We start from the raw sequence: 17,636 nt of genomic DNA on the forward strand, positions 1-17,636 counted from the left end.
ACAGGGCGTGCGGTCCGGGGATTTATGCTCCAGATGGGACGCTTGCCGCCTGGCGTGCGGTGAGCCGCTTCCTTCTAAGTGCGTGTGCTCCTAACGCTTCGCTTTCGCTCAGTCCAGTGTCTCACCTGTCACGCTAATCCCGCTGGAGTCGCCCATCTTCCGCTACAATCCCTACGAAGTATGCTTTACTACATAGCGAATTCACTGTAAGTAGTGTGAGATTGTGCTGCCATTTCCTGAGACAAAAAAACGAAACACACATTCGCTTGGATGGTGCTTCTTGTGCCTACAACGCTCAGTGAATAGTCAATGGGCTCATTAACATTCTGAAAACACATTGAGCAATTGAAGTTTATCTAACGAAGCCTTTAACGTATTTTAACTGTGAGAAGGTAGGATGCCAATTATATACTACGAGCTAATTCTACCTTCTTAGATTTTAGAAAACTACAAAGGGCTTTCTATATGTTTACACTTCACAAACTAAGGATTGGAGTGAAAGACAGTCGAAAGGCAAAGATGTGCTCCCAACGCTTCGCTTATGCTCGCAAAAGCCGTTCTTCGTGACGGCTTTTCCTGGGGATTAGCGTGCGTCTTGAGACCCCACAGGAAGCGCAGCGAACGAGGAGGCTCAAGGCCACTCCCCCTCCCCCCCCCCCGAAAAGCGTACCGTCTGGAACGGAAATCCCGGTGCACTTGCTAGCTGTAATTCCACATATCTATTCGGATAAGTAACCACAATTCTTATCTTTTATTTTAACAAAACTCTTGATTAGAGGTAAAAAAGCGTCCGCCTGAAATATAGATCAACGGCGTCATTACCCACTTGCCAATTCTTTTATCCATAAACTTCAGCCCTGATCTAGTCGATCAGGGCTTTTTATAGGTGTAGACAATAAACCGTTCCTGGTCGTCATGGACCTGTAAATGGGCAATAGGGATTTCCGCCGTCTTTTCGAATAAAGAATGGTTGTGCAAAAGTTGTTCGTAGTCTGCCGTTGGATAATATAAAATCACCTCTACGGGACGTGCAACCAATTCGATCGAGCGCACAATATTTTGAATGACCCTCCGAAAAATATCGAGAGAAAAAGGATTGAAGAAATAGAAAGTAGAGGCATCGTCCGGGAGTTCATAACGTTCTGCTAAACAGCATTCGAATGACAGCATTCCTCTTTTTTTAGGAAAAGCTTGCCGATAGTCTATTAGATTGTTCATCGCATCCTGATATAAGACACTATTCATCTCAATCCCAATTACGTCTATCGAATAGCGATGATGCACATAAAAAGGTACTCGTCCTTTACCACATCCGAAGTCGACAAAACTACCACTTACCAGAATTTCATGCTGAGCAAATAAAAAATCCATCCCTTCATACGGCGTAGCTTCATAACGATTGTAATGTGATGACTGATGCACCCACTCACGCACCCCTACAGTTTGGATATGCAAACGTTTATCCAGCTCTCGTTCCTCCACCCTTTCATCTCCTTTACAAATTCTCCTGTCGACCGAGAAGACCACAGCATATATTACTTCTGCTGTGGTTCATCTGACACGACGACCGTTCTATTCCGACCCGTACGTTTTGCTTCATATAAACACCGGTCGGCCAGTTCAATGAGACGAGCAGGATGATCCGCATGCACGGGATATGCAGCTACACCTGAAGAAATTGTGACAACTTCTCCACATGGACTGACTGTGCTCTCTAATTTTTCACGAAGCCGCTCCGCTGTTAAAAAAGCCCTCACTTTATCCGCTTTTGGTAATAAAATCACAAATTCTTCTCCACCATAACGGCAACAGATATCATCTTTTCTTACAGCTTGCTGCATAAGATTCGCCAAATAGATTAGGACTTCATCCCCTACAGCGTGCCCATAGGTATCATTCACTCGTTTAAACTTATCGATGTCTAGGATGATCATAGAAAATGGCGTCTGATTCTCTATCCACTCTTTCACGTAATCATCCATCGACCTGCGATTCATCAGTTTTGTCAAAGGGTCTGTCGTCGACTGGTGAATGAAGTAGTTCATTTCTGTTTTGAAATAATCCAAACTATGCAGCATTGCTCCTTTTAACTGTTTGGCCTCATAATACCAATCAGAAACAGCTTCCATTTTCTCTTTATGATCTGTTTTCGTGCTAGTTTCAGTATAGTAAGCCAGCTTCTGCAAGGGCAGCGCAATTTTCTTCGATAAAAACCATACTAAGAAAAAAGCTAGCAACAACAAAGGCAGTGATTTCCACACCATCTCCAGTACCATGCTTTTTGCAGGAGCGACAGCAGCACTGATGGGCCGCTGGGATATGATGCCCCAATCAGCAATCGGTATATAAGAGTAGCCGGCGAGCATAGGAATGCCTTTCGTATTAACGATTGCCTGCGCACCGCTTCCTCCTGCTACGACCTTTTGAACTACTTGGTTCTCAGAAACGTCATCATTCAGCCGATCTTTAAGTTGGTGGTAAATCAATGTCCCCTTTCCGTCGACAACATAGACATATGATCCATTTTCATAGAAATGATCCCCAAGAATCTTTTCTAAGATATTCGGTTGATTCAAATAGATAGCTCCACCCAAAAACCCGCGATACACACCATCTTCTGAAATTAACGGGACACTGATGAATATCAAAAACTCTCCTGTAATCCCCATGTAGGGATGAGAAATCAATGGTTTTCTTTCTTTCATAGCCTGTTCCGCCCCCAAAGACGTCAATCGTTCACCAATCAAGTCTAGGCTCGGAGGGGAAATTCCTATTACCATACCCTCCGGGGAAGCAATTGCAACAGAATTGAAGGTACTCGTCTGTGTTCTAATTCGTTCTGCTATTTTATTTAACTGTACCTGAGAATCTGAGTTGTTGAGTAAGGGGATGACTTCTTCTGCATTCACTTGAAGTGTCTGAAGGATCTCACGTAAATATGTATCTGTTGTAGCAGACAATTTCTCAGCATATGCTTTGTTCGTCTCTAAAGTAGAATCGATTAAAGTTTGCTTGTGCACACGATAACCGACAGTTGTACTAGTAAGAAAGGTCAGAACGATTGCCAATAATGCCACGACCTGAATCAATTTTTTCAAAGACCATCTCATCTATCTTCCATTCTCCTTCTCCCTATGATGCTATCAACCTATTATATCATAAGAAAAAGGCAACGTTAGCAGTTATTCACCATGTTTTTGGTTCTAATGATTTATTCAAGAACAACTCAATTTCAAAATACCTTCATATCAATAGGAAAGTCCTATACGATGACCGATATGCTCTCCTGCAATCAATTCTTGATAAGCAAATTCTGCCGTATCACCAACCGAAATCTGTTTTCCATCAACCGGGAGGTAATCACGCTCTACGCGGTAATTTCCTACTGCTTCACCATCTGGCAAATATGTAGGACAGACAATCGTCCAGTCCAATGAAGAACTACGTAATATATCAAAGACTTTATGGTGTTCCTTTGCCGCGAAAGTGAGCTTACGATTAGAATCTCCTGCTTCGTATCGCAGCTTTGATGGATCGTTGCGACTCTGCAGTATTCCAGCAGTTCCAATAGTCAAAATACGCAAGACGCTATGAAGTTCCATCTCTTCTACAATTACCGGCATCGCTTCCGTCAGTGTAGTGGTCCGATCTGTCCCCAAGGCGCTTACTACAGCATTCGCTCCCTCAAACAATTGCTTCACTGCTTCAGTATCGCGTACATCTCCTTGAAACAAGGTTAAACCTTGACGCGGCGTACATTTCTCTGGCGTCCGTACAAGTGCTTTCACTTCATGGCCGTCCCGCAATGCCCGACGAACGATTTCGCTTCCCGTCCGCCCCGTTGCTCCGAATATTACAATTTTCATCTGACATCCCTCCTCTTTTCACTTTACATTAGATTTCCGAAGCTTTGCATGTTCTACGCTTATATAAGAAAAGACGCTGCTCAGTTACCTGAACGGCGTCCTATAATTAATATGTCGTAAGCTTCACCCAGCGCTGCAACGCATAGATACCTCGTTGGAAAAATGTCAGGCCGTTTTGAAACTCTTCCACATCCAAAGTATAAAGAGCATCTTCATTTTCCCACAGTCTATCAAAATAATCATTAATTTCATTCGTCAATACACTGTCTGTTGGCGCAATAATCCTTAGATTTGCTTCTAAATTATAATCACGCAATGTACGTTCTGTTAAATTTGAAGAGCCATTTGTAATGAAAGTTTCCTCGGCTGTTTGGATTGTAACTAATTTCGTGTGATACTGTCCAATCACGGTATTATACCAGCGCACTTCAATCTTATTGTCAGTGTTTTCCCTTATCTCTTGGACAACCGGTCGATTTGGTAAGCCAGACTTTTTACTACCGAATGAATTTTCATTAGGATCCAGAATCATTTCCACCTGCACGCCTCGATTCGCTGCGCTTACCAAAGGCTGAATAACTTGCTGTTCAGATAGATAGAACATTCCCATGCGGATACGATCACCCTTTTTCGCTCGTTCAATATCTTTCACTAACGCATCCAATACTTTACGTTCCGTCAAATACTGAACTTGATAAGGACCCGTTTCTTCTTCCAAATTCTCGACACGCGGCAACTTTCCGCCTTCCGTATACCGCACGACAGCTTCTTCTGCTTCCAATATATCGTTCTGCACTGGACCTTTGACTTTAAATGCCACATTTCCATGGAGACCACTGGCTGCGTGGGGATTAGATGATGTCACCAATGCTGCTTGATCCGTCACTATTGTTTTACGGTGATTGGATTTGACGTTCAACAGTTTTAAATAAGAAGTGAATTTTACATTTGGAGCATCACTTGCCAAGAAGTTTGGAAAATGGGATTTGCCGTCAATTTGTATCCATTGGAACAGCGTACGATATAATCCCGAATAAATCGGCATTGAGTCGCGTAACGGTTCCAAATCGGTATAGACTACCTGGACGCCAGCCTTTTCTAAGTCCTTGAACCAACTAGACTCATACGATCCATAACCCGTATTTAACGGATCGGTAATGTAGACGATGGGCATGTCCGGATTTTTCTTCTTTTTTTCTACAAGAGCATTTGTTAATTGATCGGCAAGCTGTGGGAAGTCTTCTTTCTCATCGTAATAATCATCCATCAAAAAGAAGTCTAGGACGATGAATTCTTTCGCTTCCTGAATCATTTTTGACACTTCATCGAAAATATGAAGTTCTGATTTGTACTGTTCTTTGGATTTGGATTTGGAGTAGGTCAGATCGTAAATAAATTCGATGTCTTCTACTTGATGTAGTTCTCCCTCATACGAGATGCCGGCAGGCAATGGTTTGTAAGTATGCCAGAGCATGACACCAGCGTAGAGAAGAGCAAATAGGAGCAAGGCATACGAAGCAATCCGTTTCTTCGTCCATTTTCGTTTCTTCTCCGCCATGGCGTTGCTCCCTTCCGGAGGGTTCTGTATATATGAAAATCCCTCTTCGCCTATCTATGAAATCTTTATTTAATGGAGAGGTACGGGCGGTCGGCACGCCATTCTACAGATACAGGCACTTTGTAGGTCTCGGATAACAGCTCGTTGGTGAGAACTTCATGTTTCGGGCCAGACGCTACTACTCTACCTTCTTTTAACAATAGAACATGTGTCATCTCAGCGACTAGTTCTTCTATATGATGTGTGACGTAGACAAGATGGACGTTGTTTTTCGTGGCAATCTCTAGCGCCTCTAAAAATTGCTCTCTCGCCAGAATATCCAGTCCAGAACATGGTTCATCAAGGATCAGCAAGTGCGGCTCACCCATTAGCGCCCTCGCAATTAATACTCGACGCTTTTCTCCTTCTGATAGTACCCTGAACTTTTTCTCTTTTACATGTTCCAGCCTAAATTCCTTCACTAAGTAATTTGCACGTGTCCAATCTTCTTCAATGACCTGTTCATAAATACCGAAGCTGGCGAACTTTCCACTGACGATGACTCGTTCGATCGTTTCATTCCAGAAAAAGTCCGAAAACTTTTCCAATGAACTGCTGACATATCCAATCTTCTTCCGCAACTCCGGCAAGTACGTACTGCCAAAACGATTTCCCAGCACTTCCACTTCACCTGAAGACGGGAATTCATATGTAGAAATAATCGATAACAACGATGTCTTTCCAGAACCGTTTAACCCGAGCATCCCCCATTGCTCTCCTTCTGAAATCTCCCAATCGAGACCTCGGAGTATTTCATTGTCGCCTCTTCTAAAATAGATGTCCTCAACTTTCACGACCGCCATTTGAATTCCCCTTTCCCTATACAGAAAACCGGCTCAAGCAGTGTGCAGCGAACCGGTCTACTATTTACCCTTCTTCGTTTTCTTTCTCTTTCTCTTTCTCGTATTCCTGGTATTTTTTCTTTTCAAGTTCTTGGTATTTCCTAGCTCTTTTTTCTTTTTCTCTCTGCTTTCTTTCTTTTTCCTTACGTTCTCTTTTTTCCTTTTCACTTTCTCTACGTTTCCGTCTCTTTTTAACTTCTCCTTCCACATGCTCGAATTGACGAATATCTGTTGGTCGGACCGTGATCGGTTCACGCACCAATAGCTTGCTCAATGAGAAGATCAACAGCAGGAGAAGCAATGTAAACGGTAAAGCTGATACGAGGGAAGCCGATTGCAATGCTTCCAGTCCACCGGCAAACAGAAGAACTGCTGCAATTGCAGTCATCAAGAAGCCCCAGATAAACTTTACAACCAGTGGAGGAAACAAACTGCCACGAGTTGTCATACTAGCTAAAATATACGTTGCAGAGTCTGCGGACGTAATCAAAAATGTAAAAATAAGGACAATCGCTAAAAATGACATAACATTAGTAAATGGTAAATGCTGAAGTGTCGCGAAAATGGCAGATGTTACGTCCTGGTCAACAGCTTCGGCAATCTGCGTGCCATTACGCAAGTCACTGTATAATGCTGTTCCACCAAGTGTTGCGATCCACATACAGGAAAATGCCGGCGGAATAACCATGACTCCCATTATAAACTCGCGAATCGTCCGTCCTTTTGAAACGCGCGCTACAAAAGCGCCCACAAAAGGAGACCATGCAATCGTCCAAGCCCAATAGAAGATCGTCCAATCCTTCACCCACGTACCGCCTTGGTATGGCTGCAACCGTAAGCTATACGTAATGAAATTATTGATGTAATCACCAATGGCTAATGTAAATGTTTCAAGTATGAATACTTTCGGTCCAACAATGAAGAAAAACACCAGCATGGCAATCGCCATTCCGAGGTTAAAATTCCCCAAGTACGCAATCCCTTTACTCAATCCGGATGAAGCCGATGTCATATAGGCTACAAATACGACGGCAATTATGAGAAGCTGAATTGTAAATGTACTCTTAATGTTGAAAACGTATTCCATCCCGCCGCTCATTTGCAGAACGCCCATGCCAAGGGAAGTAGCAATCCCCATGACAGTTGCTATAACAGCAAACGAGTCAATCCCTGTTTTGAGATGGCGATTGCTGCCGATCAGCGGCTCTAAAGCGGTAGAAATCAACCCATCCTTCTTCTTTCTAAACTGTAAAAATCCGATGACTAAACCGACAATACCAAAGATTGCCCATTGTGAAATACCCCAGTGAAAGAAGGAATAACCCATTGCGATCCGTGCCGCTTCCTCGGTCTGTGCCTCCACACCTGAAAGAGGGGAACTAAAATAATGACTCATCGGCTCTGCAACGCCCCAGAATACAAGCCCCACACCAAAGCCAGCTGAAAACAGCATACCAATCCAAGTAAAAAACGGATATTCGGGACGTTCGGTATCACCGCCTAGACGGATTGCCCCGAATTTACTGATGGCTAGTCCTACTAAAAATATAATAACAATAAAAACAACAAGCAAATAAAACCAACCAAATTTATCTGTCGTAAAGTGGTAGAGTTTTTCGGAAATCACTCCAAATGGTTTTGGCTTCATGGCACCTAATAGTACCAGTAGTAAGATAAATACTGCTGATATGGAAAACACGGGGTTTTTCCAAAACTTTTTATTCACAACTATATCGACTCCTAGTGTTCATTTGGTAACTTACTTACTAAACTTCATACCCTATTCTTACGAAATGTAACGCATTTTCACTGATGCAATAGGATGTGAAGAGCTACCAAATAGATTGTAACTGTTTATAATACACACCGAATAAGGCATCTTCAAGCGAAAATGCCTTTCATGATGTATTCAGCTAAAGTGTTCTTCGATTCCTTGCGACCAGCGCAAAGCATTCAAGGAAATTTCACTTAGTTTCTTTTCGGGGATTCTCAACTGCTCGGTCAGCTTCTTCACTTGTTCCCACTCAAAACGCTCGACCGCTATAATGAGCTGCATGTAGGGAGTCATTTCGGTTTCTTTACCATTCAATGTGTTAATAATGACATCTGATAAAGACAAGAGCGGTAAAATATCTTCCCATTTCCTACCCATGACTGCATCGATCATCGAAAACATCCCTGTCAGGAAATACTCATCCTTATTGGGCTTGCCTTTATATTTTGCCAATAGTTCGCAAGCCCTCGCACGTCTAAGTGAAAGTTCCACAAGTGCCGTCACACGACCGCTTTGCAAGTCTTGCCCCAAATCATGGAGCATCAGTACTTGTAACCATTTTTTTGTTTCATTTAAGCCAATCAATACGATTGCTTGCTTGATCGAACTGATTCTTTTTGGCACCTCGAATGCCAAAGTGTTGATGAAACGCAAAAGTTTATAGGAGATCGATACGTCTCGCATAATCAATTCGGAAAGCTCGTTGATTGACTGTGTATCTTTTTGAAAAAACTCAATGATTTGCAAATGAACTAAAGTATTAGCTGGGATTTCTTTGCTTTTGATAATTTCTGGCTTGGCGAAGAAATAACCTTGGAACAAATCATAACCACTTTTCAACGCCAGCTGATAATCCGCGTCTGTTTCTACTTTTTCAGCCAATAAAACAATCGATGGATATTTTTTGAAAAACTCCTTAATCTTTGTCTTTTCAGCCGTGTTAGTCATCATAAAATCCACTTTTACTATATCTACAAGTTCGAATAACTGAGGATATGCTATGTACTGGTCTTGTAAAACAAAGTCATCAAGCGCTAACTTGAAGCCTGCTTCCTTAAACATTTGCAAACGTCTTAACAGCGCAGGCGTAATTTCCACGTTTTCCAGAATTTCAATAACGATTTTATCCGGATTCAAACTCATGAATATATCCTGCGCCAATAATTCACCAGAAAAATTGATGAAGGAAGGCACACCACTAGTAACTTGATCAACCCCTATAGTCAGAAACGTATTGACAAGCAGACTGATTGTAGCCTGTTCAGGATTTATGTCTGGGAAAACATTCTTTTCACTGTTTCGATATAACAATTCATATGCATAGATATTACCCTGCCGCCCTAAAATGGGCTGTCTCCCGATAAATATCGAGTACTCATTCATTTAATTCATCTCCAAATCCCATTTTAAAGCTTGTGCAACCGTCCGACTACCTTGTTCTCTAGACGCTTCTCCCAAGAGTCTATCGGCTTTCTCTTCATTGTACGTGATCGAAAGAATTTTAGAAATATAAGTTGGGATAAAAGGATGTTTTTTCTATAATACCTTTGTCATAACATCCTGTAGCAGACAGCATACGCAACTCCTAAGAATCCTATCTAGTCCCAGTCCTATTATGGGTTTAGGAAATCATATTCTATGGTATGTTTTGTAAGGAGGGTGTACACGGAGGTGTTCTCTATGTTGAAAAGAAAAATGAAGAATGCACAACGTTCTCAAGAAATCTTAAATGTATTTTTAAAAAATGGATTTAGTCATGTTTTATTTCGATTAGGTATAACAGATCGTAAATTCTCCGCCACAGACGAGGAAGCGGATTTGAATTTATATCACGTCGGAAAAAAATTACGAATCGCATTGGAACAACTTGGGCCTACATTCGTCAAATTTGGTCAAATCGCCAGTGGACGACGTGACTTAGTGCCTGAAGAAATCGCAGTGGAACTTGAACAGTTGCAGGATCATGTGGAAGCATTTCCTTTTGTGGAAGTACGGGAAATTATCGAGCATCAGCTAGCAGGGACCATGGAAGAGTTTTTTCAAGAATTTGATGAAGAGCCTCTTGCTTCTGCATCAATCGGGCAAGTGCACCGAGCTCGATTGATCTCAGGTGAACTGGTTGCGGTGAAAGTGCAGCGCCCAAATATCCAGCGTCAAGTGGAAACAGATTTGGCGATACTGCATGATTTAGCGAGTTTTTTGGAGAAGAATATGGCGTGGGCCAAGACCTATCGTCTGCGTGATCTCATCTATGAATTTTCCCATTCATTGCGGGAGGAATTGGATTATCAGTTAGAAGCCCGCAATTCGGAACGAGTTGCCCGGCAATTCACGAAAGTACCCGAAATTCAAATTCCATACGTTTATGACGAGTATTCTACACGTACTGTGTTAACGACAGAGTTAATTACTGGTATAAAAGTGAGTAATACAAAACAGTTGGATGCGGAGGGCTATGACCGCCAGCTCTTAGCTGAACGAATAGCCGACTCCATGCTCTCGCAAGTGATGGAACACGGCTTTTTTCATGGCGACCCGCATCCAGGCAACATATTCGTGACCTCAGGAAACGTCATTTACTTTATAGACTTCGGTATGGTCGGTCAACTTAGCAAGGAAATGACATACCATTTTATCTCTCTTATGTTCGCTTTACGGAAAGGAAATATCGAGCGACTGATCGATGTGTTTTCTGACATGGATATTCTTGACGAAAACACCAATATTGCCGCCTTATATCGTGATTTGCAAATCATTCAGCGAAAGTATTACGAAGCTTCTTTGAACGACTTGAAACTCGGTGATGTGTTCATGGAAGTTTTTTCAATCGCCTACCGTTATCGCATCCGACTTCCAAATGAAATTGCAATTCTTTCAAAGGTCATTCTAACGTTGGAAGGTGTTCTCAGTAAACTAGATCCTTCCTTCAGCATTATGAAAGCCATTGAGCCTTATGGTAAGAAGATGATGCTAAGACAATTCGATCCCCGCTATCTAGTTGAAAATAGTTGGCATTCGTTAGTTAAGAATGCGGAAATCATAGCAGAACTGCCAAGCGATATTAAGAAAGCCGTCAAAACCATACAAAAAGGAAAAGTCGATTTGGACGTCGGGCTGAAAGAGTCAACCATCATTTTTCGACGATTTGACAAGATCGCTAATCGACTATCATTCAGTATCGTTTTGCTGGCGTTCAGTATCCTGATGGTCGGTCTCATCATCGGATCTGCTATCGCTGGTCAGACCGCCATGTTCTTCCGCCTTCCACTCATAGAAGTAGGTGCTTTGATTGCGACGCTTCTGTTTGCATATCTGCTGTTCTCTATTGTGCGTTCGGGGCGTATCTAGTTATTGTTTACTCCTATTTAATTCGGGAATAGAAAAGCAGACAACTATTTTACGTTGGGAGGATTTTTTGTGAACAACAATCGCAAAATAAACAGTAACAGCAAAAATAAACAGTTGGAAACCTTTCGTATACATGACCAAAAGAAACCGATGACGACCAATCAAGGTCTAAAGATTACGGAGGATGAACATTCATTAAAGGCAGGAACACGCGGCCCCACTTTAATGGAGGACTTTCACTTCCGTGAGAAAATAACGCATTTTGACCATGAACGAATTCCAGAGAGAGCTGTCCATGCACGTGGGTATGCCGCACACGGCGAATTCGAATTATATGAGTCGATGAAAAAATATACGAAGGCTGGTTTCTTGCAAGAGCCTGGCTCGAAAACACCGGTCTTCACTCGCTTTTCTACAGTAGCTGGAAGCAAAGGATCTGCTGAAACCGTGCGCGATGTACGTGGTTTTGCTGTGAAGTTTTATACGGAAGAGGGAAACTACGATCTTGTCGGCAATAATATGCCAGTATTCTTCATTCAAGATGCCATTAAGTTTCCTGATTTAATCCATGCAGTGAAGCCTGAGCCACATAACGAAATGCCGCAAGCCGCTTCAGCTCATGATACATTTTGGGATTTTGTTGCCAATAATCAAGAATCTGCACATATGGTCATGTGGCACATGTCCGACCGCGCAATTCCAAGAAGCTTCCGGATGATGGAAGGGTTTGGAGTTAATACGTTCCGCTTTATCAATGAACAAGGCAAAGCACATTTCGTAAAATTCCATTGGAAACCGAAGCTAGGCGTTCATTCACTAGTTTGGGATGAAGCACAGAAGATCAGCGGGAAAGACCCTGACTTTCATCGACGTGACTTATGGGAATCAATTGAAAATGGCAATTTCGTGGAATTCGAGCTCGGCGTTCAGCTGTTAGAGGAGAAAGATGAGTTCAAATTTGATTTCGATATTCTTGATCCGACGAAAATTTGGCCTGAAGAAGAAGTGCCAGTGAAGATCATCGGGAAAATGACATTAAATCGCAATGTGGATAATGTTTTTGCGGAAACTGAACAAGTAGCATTTCATCCAGGCAGTGTGGTGCCAGGTATTGATTTCACAAACGATCCATTATTACAGGGACGATTATTCTCTTATACAGATACACAACTAATCCGGCTTGGGGGTCCGAACTTCCACGAGCTGCCAATCAACCGTCCTGTCTGTCCATTTCACAACAACCAACGCGATGGCTACGGTAGACAAACGATTAACGTAGGACAAGTAAGCTATCATAAAAACTCGCTCGCTGACAACAAGCCGAACACTTCTTCAGAGGAAGACGGCGGCTATGCGCATTACCAAGAAAATGTTGACGGACGGAAAATACAAGCGAGAAGTGATTCATTCAAAGATCACTTCTCGCAAGCCCGTTTATTCTGGAAGAGTATGTCCTTGGCAGAAAAGCAGCATATTATTGAGGCTTTTAGCTTCGAAGTTGGGAAAGTGAAGAACATGAATGTGCGACAGCAAGTCGTCGACATGTTTGCCAATGTGGATGTAGATATGATGACAAAGGTAGCACAGGCAGTCGGTGTCAATGCTCCGTTGAATGCAGAACAATCCGATGTAAGGAAAGCTTCCCCTGCCCTCAGCCAGGAAAACAAGGCGAAGTTGCCCGATACACGTAAAGTAGCGGTGTTGATTGCAGATCAGTTTGACGAAACTATTCTGGAGCCAATCATAAAAACGTCGTTGGATGCAGGCATGTCAATTCATATTATAAGCGAGAAATTCGGTACGTTGACTGGTAAAGGTGGATCGACAGTAGTTGTCGATGAAACTTTCTTGACTGTCCATTCTGTACTGTATGATGCTCTGTATGTCGCTGGCGGACAAGCACAGCAGCAAAATAAGTTTGAAAAGGATGTAGCTGATTTTGTGAACGAGGCATATATGCACTACAAGCCAATTGGCATAGCGCCAAATGCTAAAGCGCTGTTTGAGAAAACGCAAGCCAAACCAGGGCCAGGAATACTGTTAGACTTGACTGTTTCAGGAGATGGCAAGCAATGGGTAAATACTGTTGCAGAGCACCGCTTCTGGAATCGTGAAATCTATTAATAAGAACATACTAAAGTCGGATGAATTTGATTCTATCCGACTTTTCTTATCTTTTTCCATTCAGTCTTTCTCAAGAATCTCAATGAATTTAGACGCGGAAGGTGACAAAGAAACACCTTTTAAATAGCATACTCCTATGCTTCTTTTCGGAATAGGTTCCAGAAACTCTACTTCCTGCAGCTTGCCTGAGTCCAGATAGTCTGCAGAAAACTCCTTGACCACACACGCAATACCTAAATTAATTTGCGCAAATTCCAGCAGCAATTCATGCGACCCCAACTCGAATTCGGGATAGATCTTCACTCCTTTTTCTGATAGAAAGTCTTCTACATATTGGCGCGAGTTAGATTTCGATTCCAATAAAATTAACGGCAACTTTGTTAACTCCTGTAATGGGACAGGTCGCAAGAATAATTTTTTGAATCGATCACCATAGACAAACGCATCTTGCACATCAAAGCATACTCTTTTTTCTAATGTTTCATCCTCTACAGGGAAATTGCAAACCGCGATATCCGCTTCTCCGGATTTTAAGGCTGCAATCAACTCCACAGTCGTTCCGTTAATAATTTTAAAACGAATACTTGGATAATTGGTATGGAATGCTTCCAAGTAGGGCAATAAATAGTAACGGGAAATAGTATCTCCTACACCAATTTTCAGTTCACCCGCCGATAAGTTCTTCAGCTCGTATAATTTTTCATTGCCTGCATCAATCAAATTTAAAGCTGAGTTGACATATTCGAATAGCAATGAACCTTCATCTGTCAGCGATACACCTTTAGATGTCCGGTTAAACAGCCGTGTATCCAGTTCTCGTTCGAGCTGAGATATGATCTGGCTGACGGCTGGCTGCGTCATGAATAATTGTCTTGCCGCCTTGGAAAAGCTCTCATTTTGGACGACTTTGCGAAAGACTTTATACCACTCCAAGTTAATCGACATATAAACACCCCTTATACCACCTATTAAGTATATTAATTTTACTTATATCACAAAAGCACGTTATAATACAAAGAAGAGTGATCAAATTAAGTTTCACTAAGGAGCGATTGATTTGGAAAGAGTAGTAGGGACGGTTGTCAGAGGATTGCGTTGCCCGATCATCAATGAAGGTGACAATATCGAACAGATCGTAGTAGACAGTGTATTGGAAGCTTCTAAAGTTGAAAATATTTCGTTTCAGGATAAGGATATTGTCTCGATTACTGAATCGATCGTGGCACGTGCACAAGGTAATTATGCAACGATTGACCACATCGCAAAAGATATCGAAACAAAATTCGGTGACGATACGATTGGCGTTATCTTCCCTATCCTCAGCCGAAATCGATTTGGGAACTGTTTACGTGGAATCGCGAAAGGCGCAAAGAAAATTGTTTTGATGCTTAGCTATCCTTCCGATGAAGTCGGTAACCACTTAGTAGAGCTTGATCGTTTAGACGAAAAAGGAGTCAACCCGTGGACTGATGTTTTGACAGAGGAAGAGTTCCGTGCGCATTTCGGCGATAATAAACACCCTTTCACCGGCGTTGATTACATTGAATACTACAAATCATTAATGGATGAATTCGGCGTCGAACATGAAGTGATTTTCTCCAACAATGCTAAAACAATTTTAGATTACACAAAAACAGTATTAACATGTGATATTCATACACGATTCAGATCGAAACGCATTCTTGAAGCAAATGGCGCCATAAAGATCTACAGCCTGGACGATATACTTACAGAATCGATTGACGGCAGTGGATATAATGAACAGTTTGGCTTGTTAGGCGCAAACAAAGCACAAGAAGATAGCATCAAGCTTTTCCCGCATAATTGTCAGCCTGTTGTGGATAATATTCAAGCCATGCTGAAAAAGGAAACAGGAAAACATATTGAAGTCATGATCTACGGAGACGGTGCGTTCAAAGATCCTGTCGGTAAGATTTGGGAACTGGCAGATCCTGTTGTTTCTCCTGCCTATACTGGTGGATTGGACGGCATTCCTAATGAAGTAAAACTGAAGTACTTGGCTGATAATGATTTCTCTGATTTACGTGGAGAAGAACTGAAAAAGGCAGTTTCAGCCTATATAGAGAAAAAAGCCACGGACCTTATGGGCTCCATGGCTTCGCAAGGTACTACACCGCGTAAGCTGACAGACCTGATCGGCTCTTTATCTGATTTAACTTCAGGCAGCGGTGATAAAGGAACACCTATTGTCTTTATTCAAGGCTACTTCGATAACTATACGAACTAAACCACATTGGTTATGGCATTGCCTTTCCATACAAAAGACACTACGAATTTATCGTAGTGTCTTTTGATGTAAGTGCCCTTCATTTATTCTCATGATTATTCAACTGTTACTCGCTTGGACTTAGATTGTTGAATTTTACTAAACAACATAAATAGAGCAAGTGCCGCCAATACAACAATCATCAGGACTACATACAACTTCCGGTAACCGATGATCGGTACGAGTGACCCTATTACATATGGTCCGAAGCCAAAGCCGAAGTCCAAAAAGATGAAGAATGTGGAAGTAGCTACACCAAGACGTTCAGGTTTTACTCCCTGCAATGCAATCGCCTGTGCACATGACTGGAAATTACCAAAACCTAGACCCAAGATACCTCCAGCCAGAAGCAACATCCAGCCGGCTTGTGCTCCACTCAGTAATAAAAGGCCTCCTGCAAACAGAACAAGTGATGGATAGATAACGAACTTATTTCCTTTCACATCCAGCAACCGACCAGTAAACGGTCTAGAAAACAGCACGGCAACAGCATACACTAAAAAGAAGAAACTCGCGGCACTTACCAAATTGATTTCTTCCGCATAAAACGAAATAAACGATAATACACCTGAATAGGCAACGGCAGCCAATAACGTCACAAATGCAATAGGCAACGCCCTTCTTTCCAATAAACCATGTATCCCCAACTTTTCTGTTTTTGCTTGGATATTCTTTGCAGGCATGACCATTGGCGATTTCTTGACGAAAAAGAACATCGCTGCGCAACATATACTAAGCGCTAAACAGAACAAAAATAACACTTGATAGTCATAGTGTTGACTAAGGTAAATTCCAAAGAACGGACCAATTGCCGTTGCCAAAACTGCACTAAGGCTGAAATATCCAATTCCTTCGCCTCTTCGCGAAGGCGGCAGCATCTGCGCAACCATCGTACCGGTAGCTGTAGATGAAATTCCTAAACCGATTCCATGGAAAAATCGATTCGCCATCAGTAAAGGCAAGTTATCAGCTCCAAAATAAAAGACAGAAGCCAGAACAATGATCGCCAATCCGATCAATAAAAGTCTTCTGCTGCCGATTTTTTCAATTAGTCCACCGATAGCTAGCCGGGACATAAGAGTTCCGATGATGAATATGCCTGAGACCAACCCCGCCACGCCTGTTGATACACCATATTCTTTTACTGAATACGGCGCAATGGTCACCATTAGCAAATACATGACTAGCATTAAAAAGAAATTTATGATAGAAGTGACGATAAAGTCCCTTGTCCATATAGTTTTATTGTCCATTTAATCACTCTCTTAGTTGTTCAGATTTTTTCTCGCGGACTCCATAACTCGAATTGCAGATTCAAGCTCTTCAAGTTCAATTCCATTCAATAGTTCACAATACAATATTTCTAATTCCGCCATAATTGTCTCCACTGTATTCTGACCAGTCGCTGTCAAACCAATCCACTTTTCACGGCGATCTGTTCCAGGACGTACACTGACTAAATTCATTTCTACTAAACGTTGAACAATCTTTGTGACACTTGGTTTTTCTACTTGTTGACGTAAGGCAATTTCTGCCGAAGTCATTTCACCTTCCAGCTTCAATAGCTTTAATATCCCCCATTGAGAATGAAATAAATTGTGCGGCGCAAGTAGCATATTCAATCGATTCAGCACAGGACGATAGACTTGAAAATACTCTGTAAAAAACGTTTGTTGACGTTTCATATTTTATCTTCCTCTCAATGATTAGTTAGGCTAACTAATCATTATAGTAAACCATATATTCCTTTGTTTGTAAAGTAAGAATCAGAAGAAATCTAAAAAAAGGAAGGACTTGG

At 42.0% G+C, this 17,636-nt stretch carries 13 protein-coding genes; 3 read left to right on the forward strand and 10 right to left on the reverse strand.

Annotated elements, in window-relative coordinates:
* Positions 1-870: 870 nt before the first annotated feature.
* The 7 genes from B5D59_RS16110 to B5D59_RS16140 all read right to left on the reverse strand — a co-directional run bounded on the left by B5D59_RS16110 (position 871) and on the right by B5D59_RS16140 (position 9,462).
* Positions 871-1,482, reverse strand: a complete 612-nt coding sequence (locus B5D59_RS16110; RefSeq protein ID WP_040759953.1) for a class I SAM-dependent methyltransferase — start codon at positions 1,480-1,482, stop codon at positions 871-873.
* Between the two features lie 53 nt (positions 1,483-1,535).
* On the reverse strand, positions 1,536-3,110 hold the full coding sequence (locus B5D59_RS16115) for a sensor domain-containing diguanylate cyclase (protein WP_009499141.1): 1,575 nt from the start codon (positions 3,108-3,110) through the stop codon (positions 1,536-1,538).
* Between the two features lie 138 nt (positions 3,111-3,248).
* Positions 3,249-3,866: an NAD(P)-dependent oxidoreductase gene (locus tag B5D59_RS16120; RefSeq protein ID WP_078818671.1), complete on the reverse strand. Its 618-nt coding sequence runs from the start codon at positions 3,864-3,866 to the stop codon at positions 3,249-3,251.
* Positions 3,867-3,972: 106 nt separating this feature from the next.
* On the reverse strand, positions 3,973-5,424 hold the full coding sequence (locus tag B5D59_RS16125; protein ID WP_009499143.1) for a phospholipase D family protein: 1,452 nt from the start codon (positions 5,422-5,424) through the stop codon (positions 3,973-3,975).
* A gap of 65 nt (positions 5,425-5,489) precedes the next feature.
* Positions 5,490-6,266, reverse strand: a complete 777-nt coding sequence (locus B5D59_RS16130) for an ABC transporter ATP-binding protein (RefSeq protein WP_009499144.1) — start codon at positions 6,264-6,266, stop codon at positions 5,490-5,492.
* Positions 6,267-6,330: 64 nt separating this feature from the next.
* Entirely contained in the window at positions 6,331-8,031 is a 1,701-nt protein-coding gene (locus tag B5D59_RS16135; RefSeq protein ID WP_009499145.1) for a BCCT family transporter, read from the reverse strand.
* Positions 8,032-8,214: 183 nt separating this feature from the next.
* Positions 8,215-9,462: an EAL and HDOD domain-containing protein gene (locus tag B5D59_RS16140; RefSeq protein WP_078818672.1), complete on the reverse strand. Its 1,248-nt coding sequence runs from the start codon at positions 9,460-9,462 to the stop codon at positions 8,215-8,217.
* Between the two features lie 297 nt (positions 9,463-9,759).
* Between B5D59_RS16140 and B5D59_RS16145 the strand changes: the two genes are divergently transcribed.
* Entirely contained in the window at positions 9,760-11,427 is a 1,668-nt protein-coding gene (locus tag B5D59_RS16145; RefSeq protein ID WP_078818673.1) for an ABC1 kinase family protein, read from the forward strand.
* Between the two features lie 69 nt (positions 11,428-11,496).
* Entirely contained in the window at positions 11,497-13,551 is a 2,055-nt protein-coding gene (locus B5D59_RS16150) for a catalase (RefSeq protein ID WP_040759955.1), read from the forward strand.
* A gap of 60 nt (positions 13,552-13,611) precedes the next feature.
* On the opposite strand, the gene B5D59_RS16155 is transcribed toward B5D59_RS16150, so the two are convergent.
* On the reverse strand, positions 13,612-14,496 hold the full coding sequence (locus tag B5D59_RS16155; protein WP_009499150.1) for a LysR family transcriptional regulator: 885 nt from the start codon (positions 14,494-14,496) through the stop codon (positions 13,612-13,614).
* 112 nt (positions 14,497-14,608) lie between these two features.
* On the opposite strand from B5D59_RS16155, the gene B5D59_RS16160 reads away from it, so the two are divergent.
* Positions 14,609-15,799 (forward strand): coenzyme F420-0:L-glutamate ligase, encoded by a 1,191-nt coding sequence (locus B5D59_RS16160; protein ID WP_078818674.1) that lies wholly within the window; start codon positions 14,609-14,611, stop codon positions 15,797-15,799.
* A 95-nt stretch (positions 15,800-15,894) separates the two neighbouring features.
* Here B5D59_RS16160 and B5D59_RS16165 read toward each other — a convergent pair whose 3' ends face one another.
* The gene (locus B5D59_RS16165) at positions 15,895-17,091 is read right to left on the reverse strand and encodes an MFS transporter (RefSeq protein WP_009499152.1); all 1,197 of its coding nucleotides are present in this window, start codon (positions 17,089-17,091) and stop codon (positions 15,895-15,897) included.
* Positions 17,092-17,103: 12 nt separating this feature from the next.
* Positions 17,104-17,523, reverse strand: coding sequence for a MarR family winged helix-turn-helix transcriptional regulator (locus B5D59_RS16170; protein WP_009499153.1), 420 nt, complete (start codon positions 17,521-17,523; stop codon positions 17,104-17,106).
* Between the last annotated feature and the right edge of the window lie 113 nt (positions 17,524-17,636).

The organism is Sporosarcina newyorkensis, from assembly GCF_900167515.1.
Classification (GTDB): Bacteria; Bacillota; Bacilli; order Bacillales_A; family Planococcaceae; genus Sporosarcina; species Sporosarcina newyorkensis.

Coding starts and splice junctions, on each gene's coding strand:
- B5D59_RS16115 (WP_009499141.1), bottom strand. CDS start 3,110: ATGAGATGGTCTTTGAAAAAATTGATTCAGGTCGTGGCATTATTGGCA.
- B5D59_RS16170 (WP_009499153.1), bottom strand. CDS start 17,523: ATGAAACGTCAACAAACGTTTTTTACAGAGTATTTTCAAGTCTATCGT.
- B5D59_RS16125 (WP_009499143.1), bottom strand. CDS start 5,424: ATGGCGGAGAAGAAACGAAAATGGACGAAGAAACGGATTGCTTCGTAT.
- B5D59_RS16155 (WP_009499150.1), bottom strand. CDS start 14,496: ATGTCGATTAACTTGGAGTGGTATAAAGTCTTTCGCAAAGTCGTCCAA.
- B5D59_RS16165 (WP_009499152.1), bottom strand. CDS start 17,091: ATGGACAATAAAACTATATGGACAAGGGACTTTATCGTCACTTCTATC.
- B5D59_RS16145 (WP_078818673.1), top strand. CDS start 9,760: ATGTTGAAAAGAAAAATGAAGAATGCACAACGTTCTCAAGAAATCTTA.
- B5D59_RS16140 (WP_078818672.1), bottom strand. CDS start 9,462: ATGAATGAGTACTCGATATTTATCGGGAGACAGCCCATTTTAGGGCGG.
- B5D59_RS16120 (WP_078818671.1), bottom strand. CDS start 3,866: ATGAAAATTGTAATATTCGGAGCAACGGGGCGGACGGGAAGCGAAATC.
- B5D59_RS16130 (WP_009499144.1), bottom strand. CDS start 6,266: ATGGCGGTCGTGAAAGTTGAGGACATCTATTTTAGAAGAGGCGACAAT.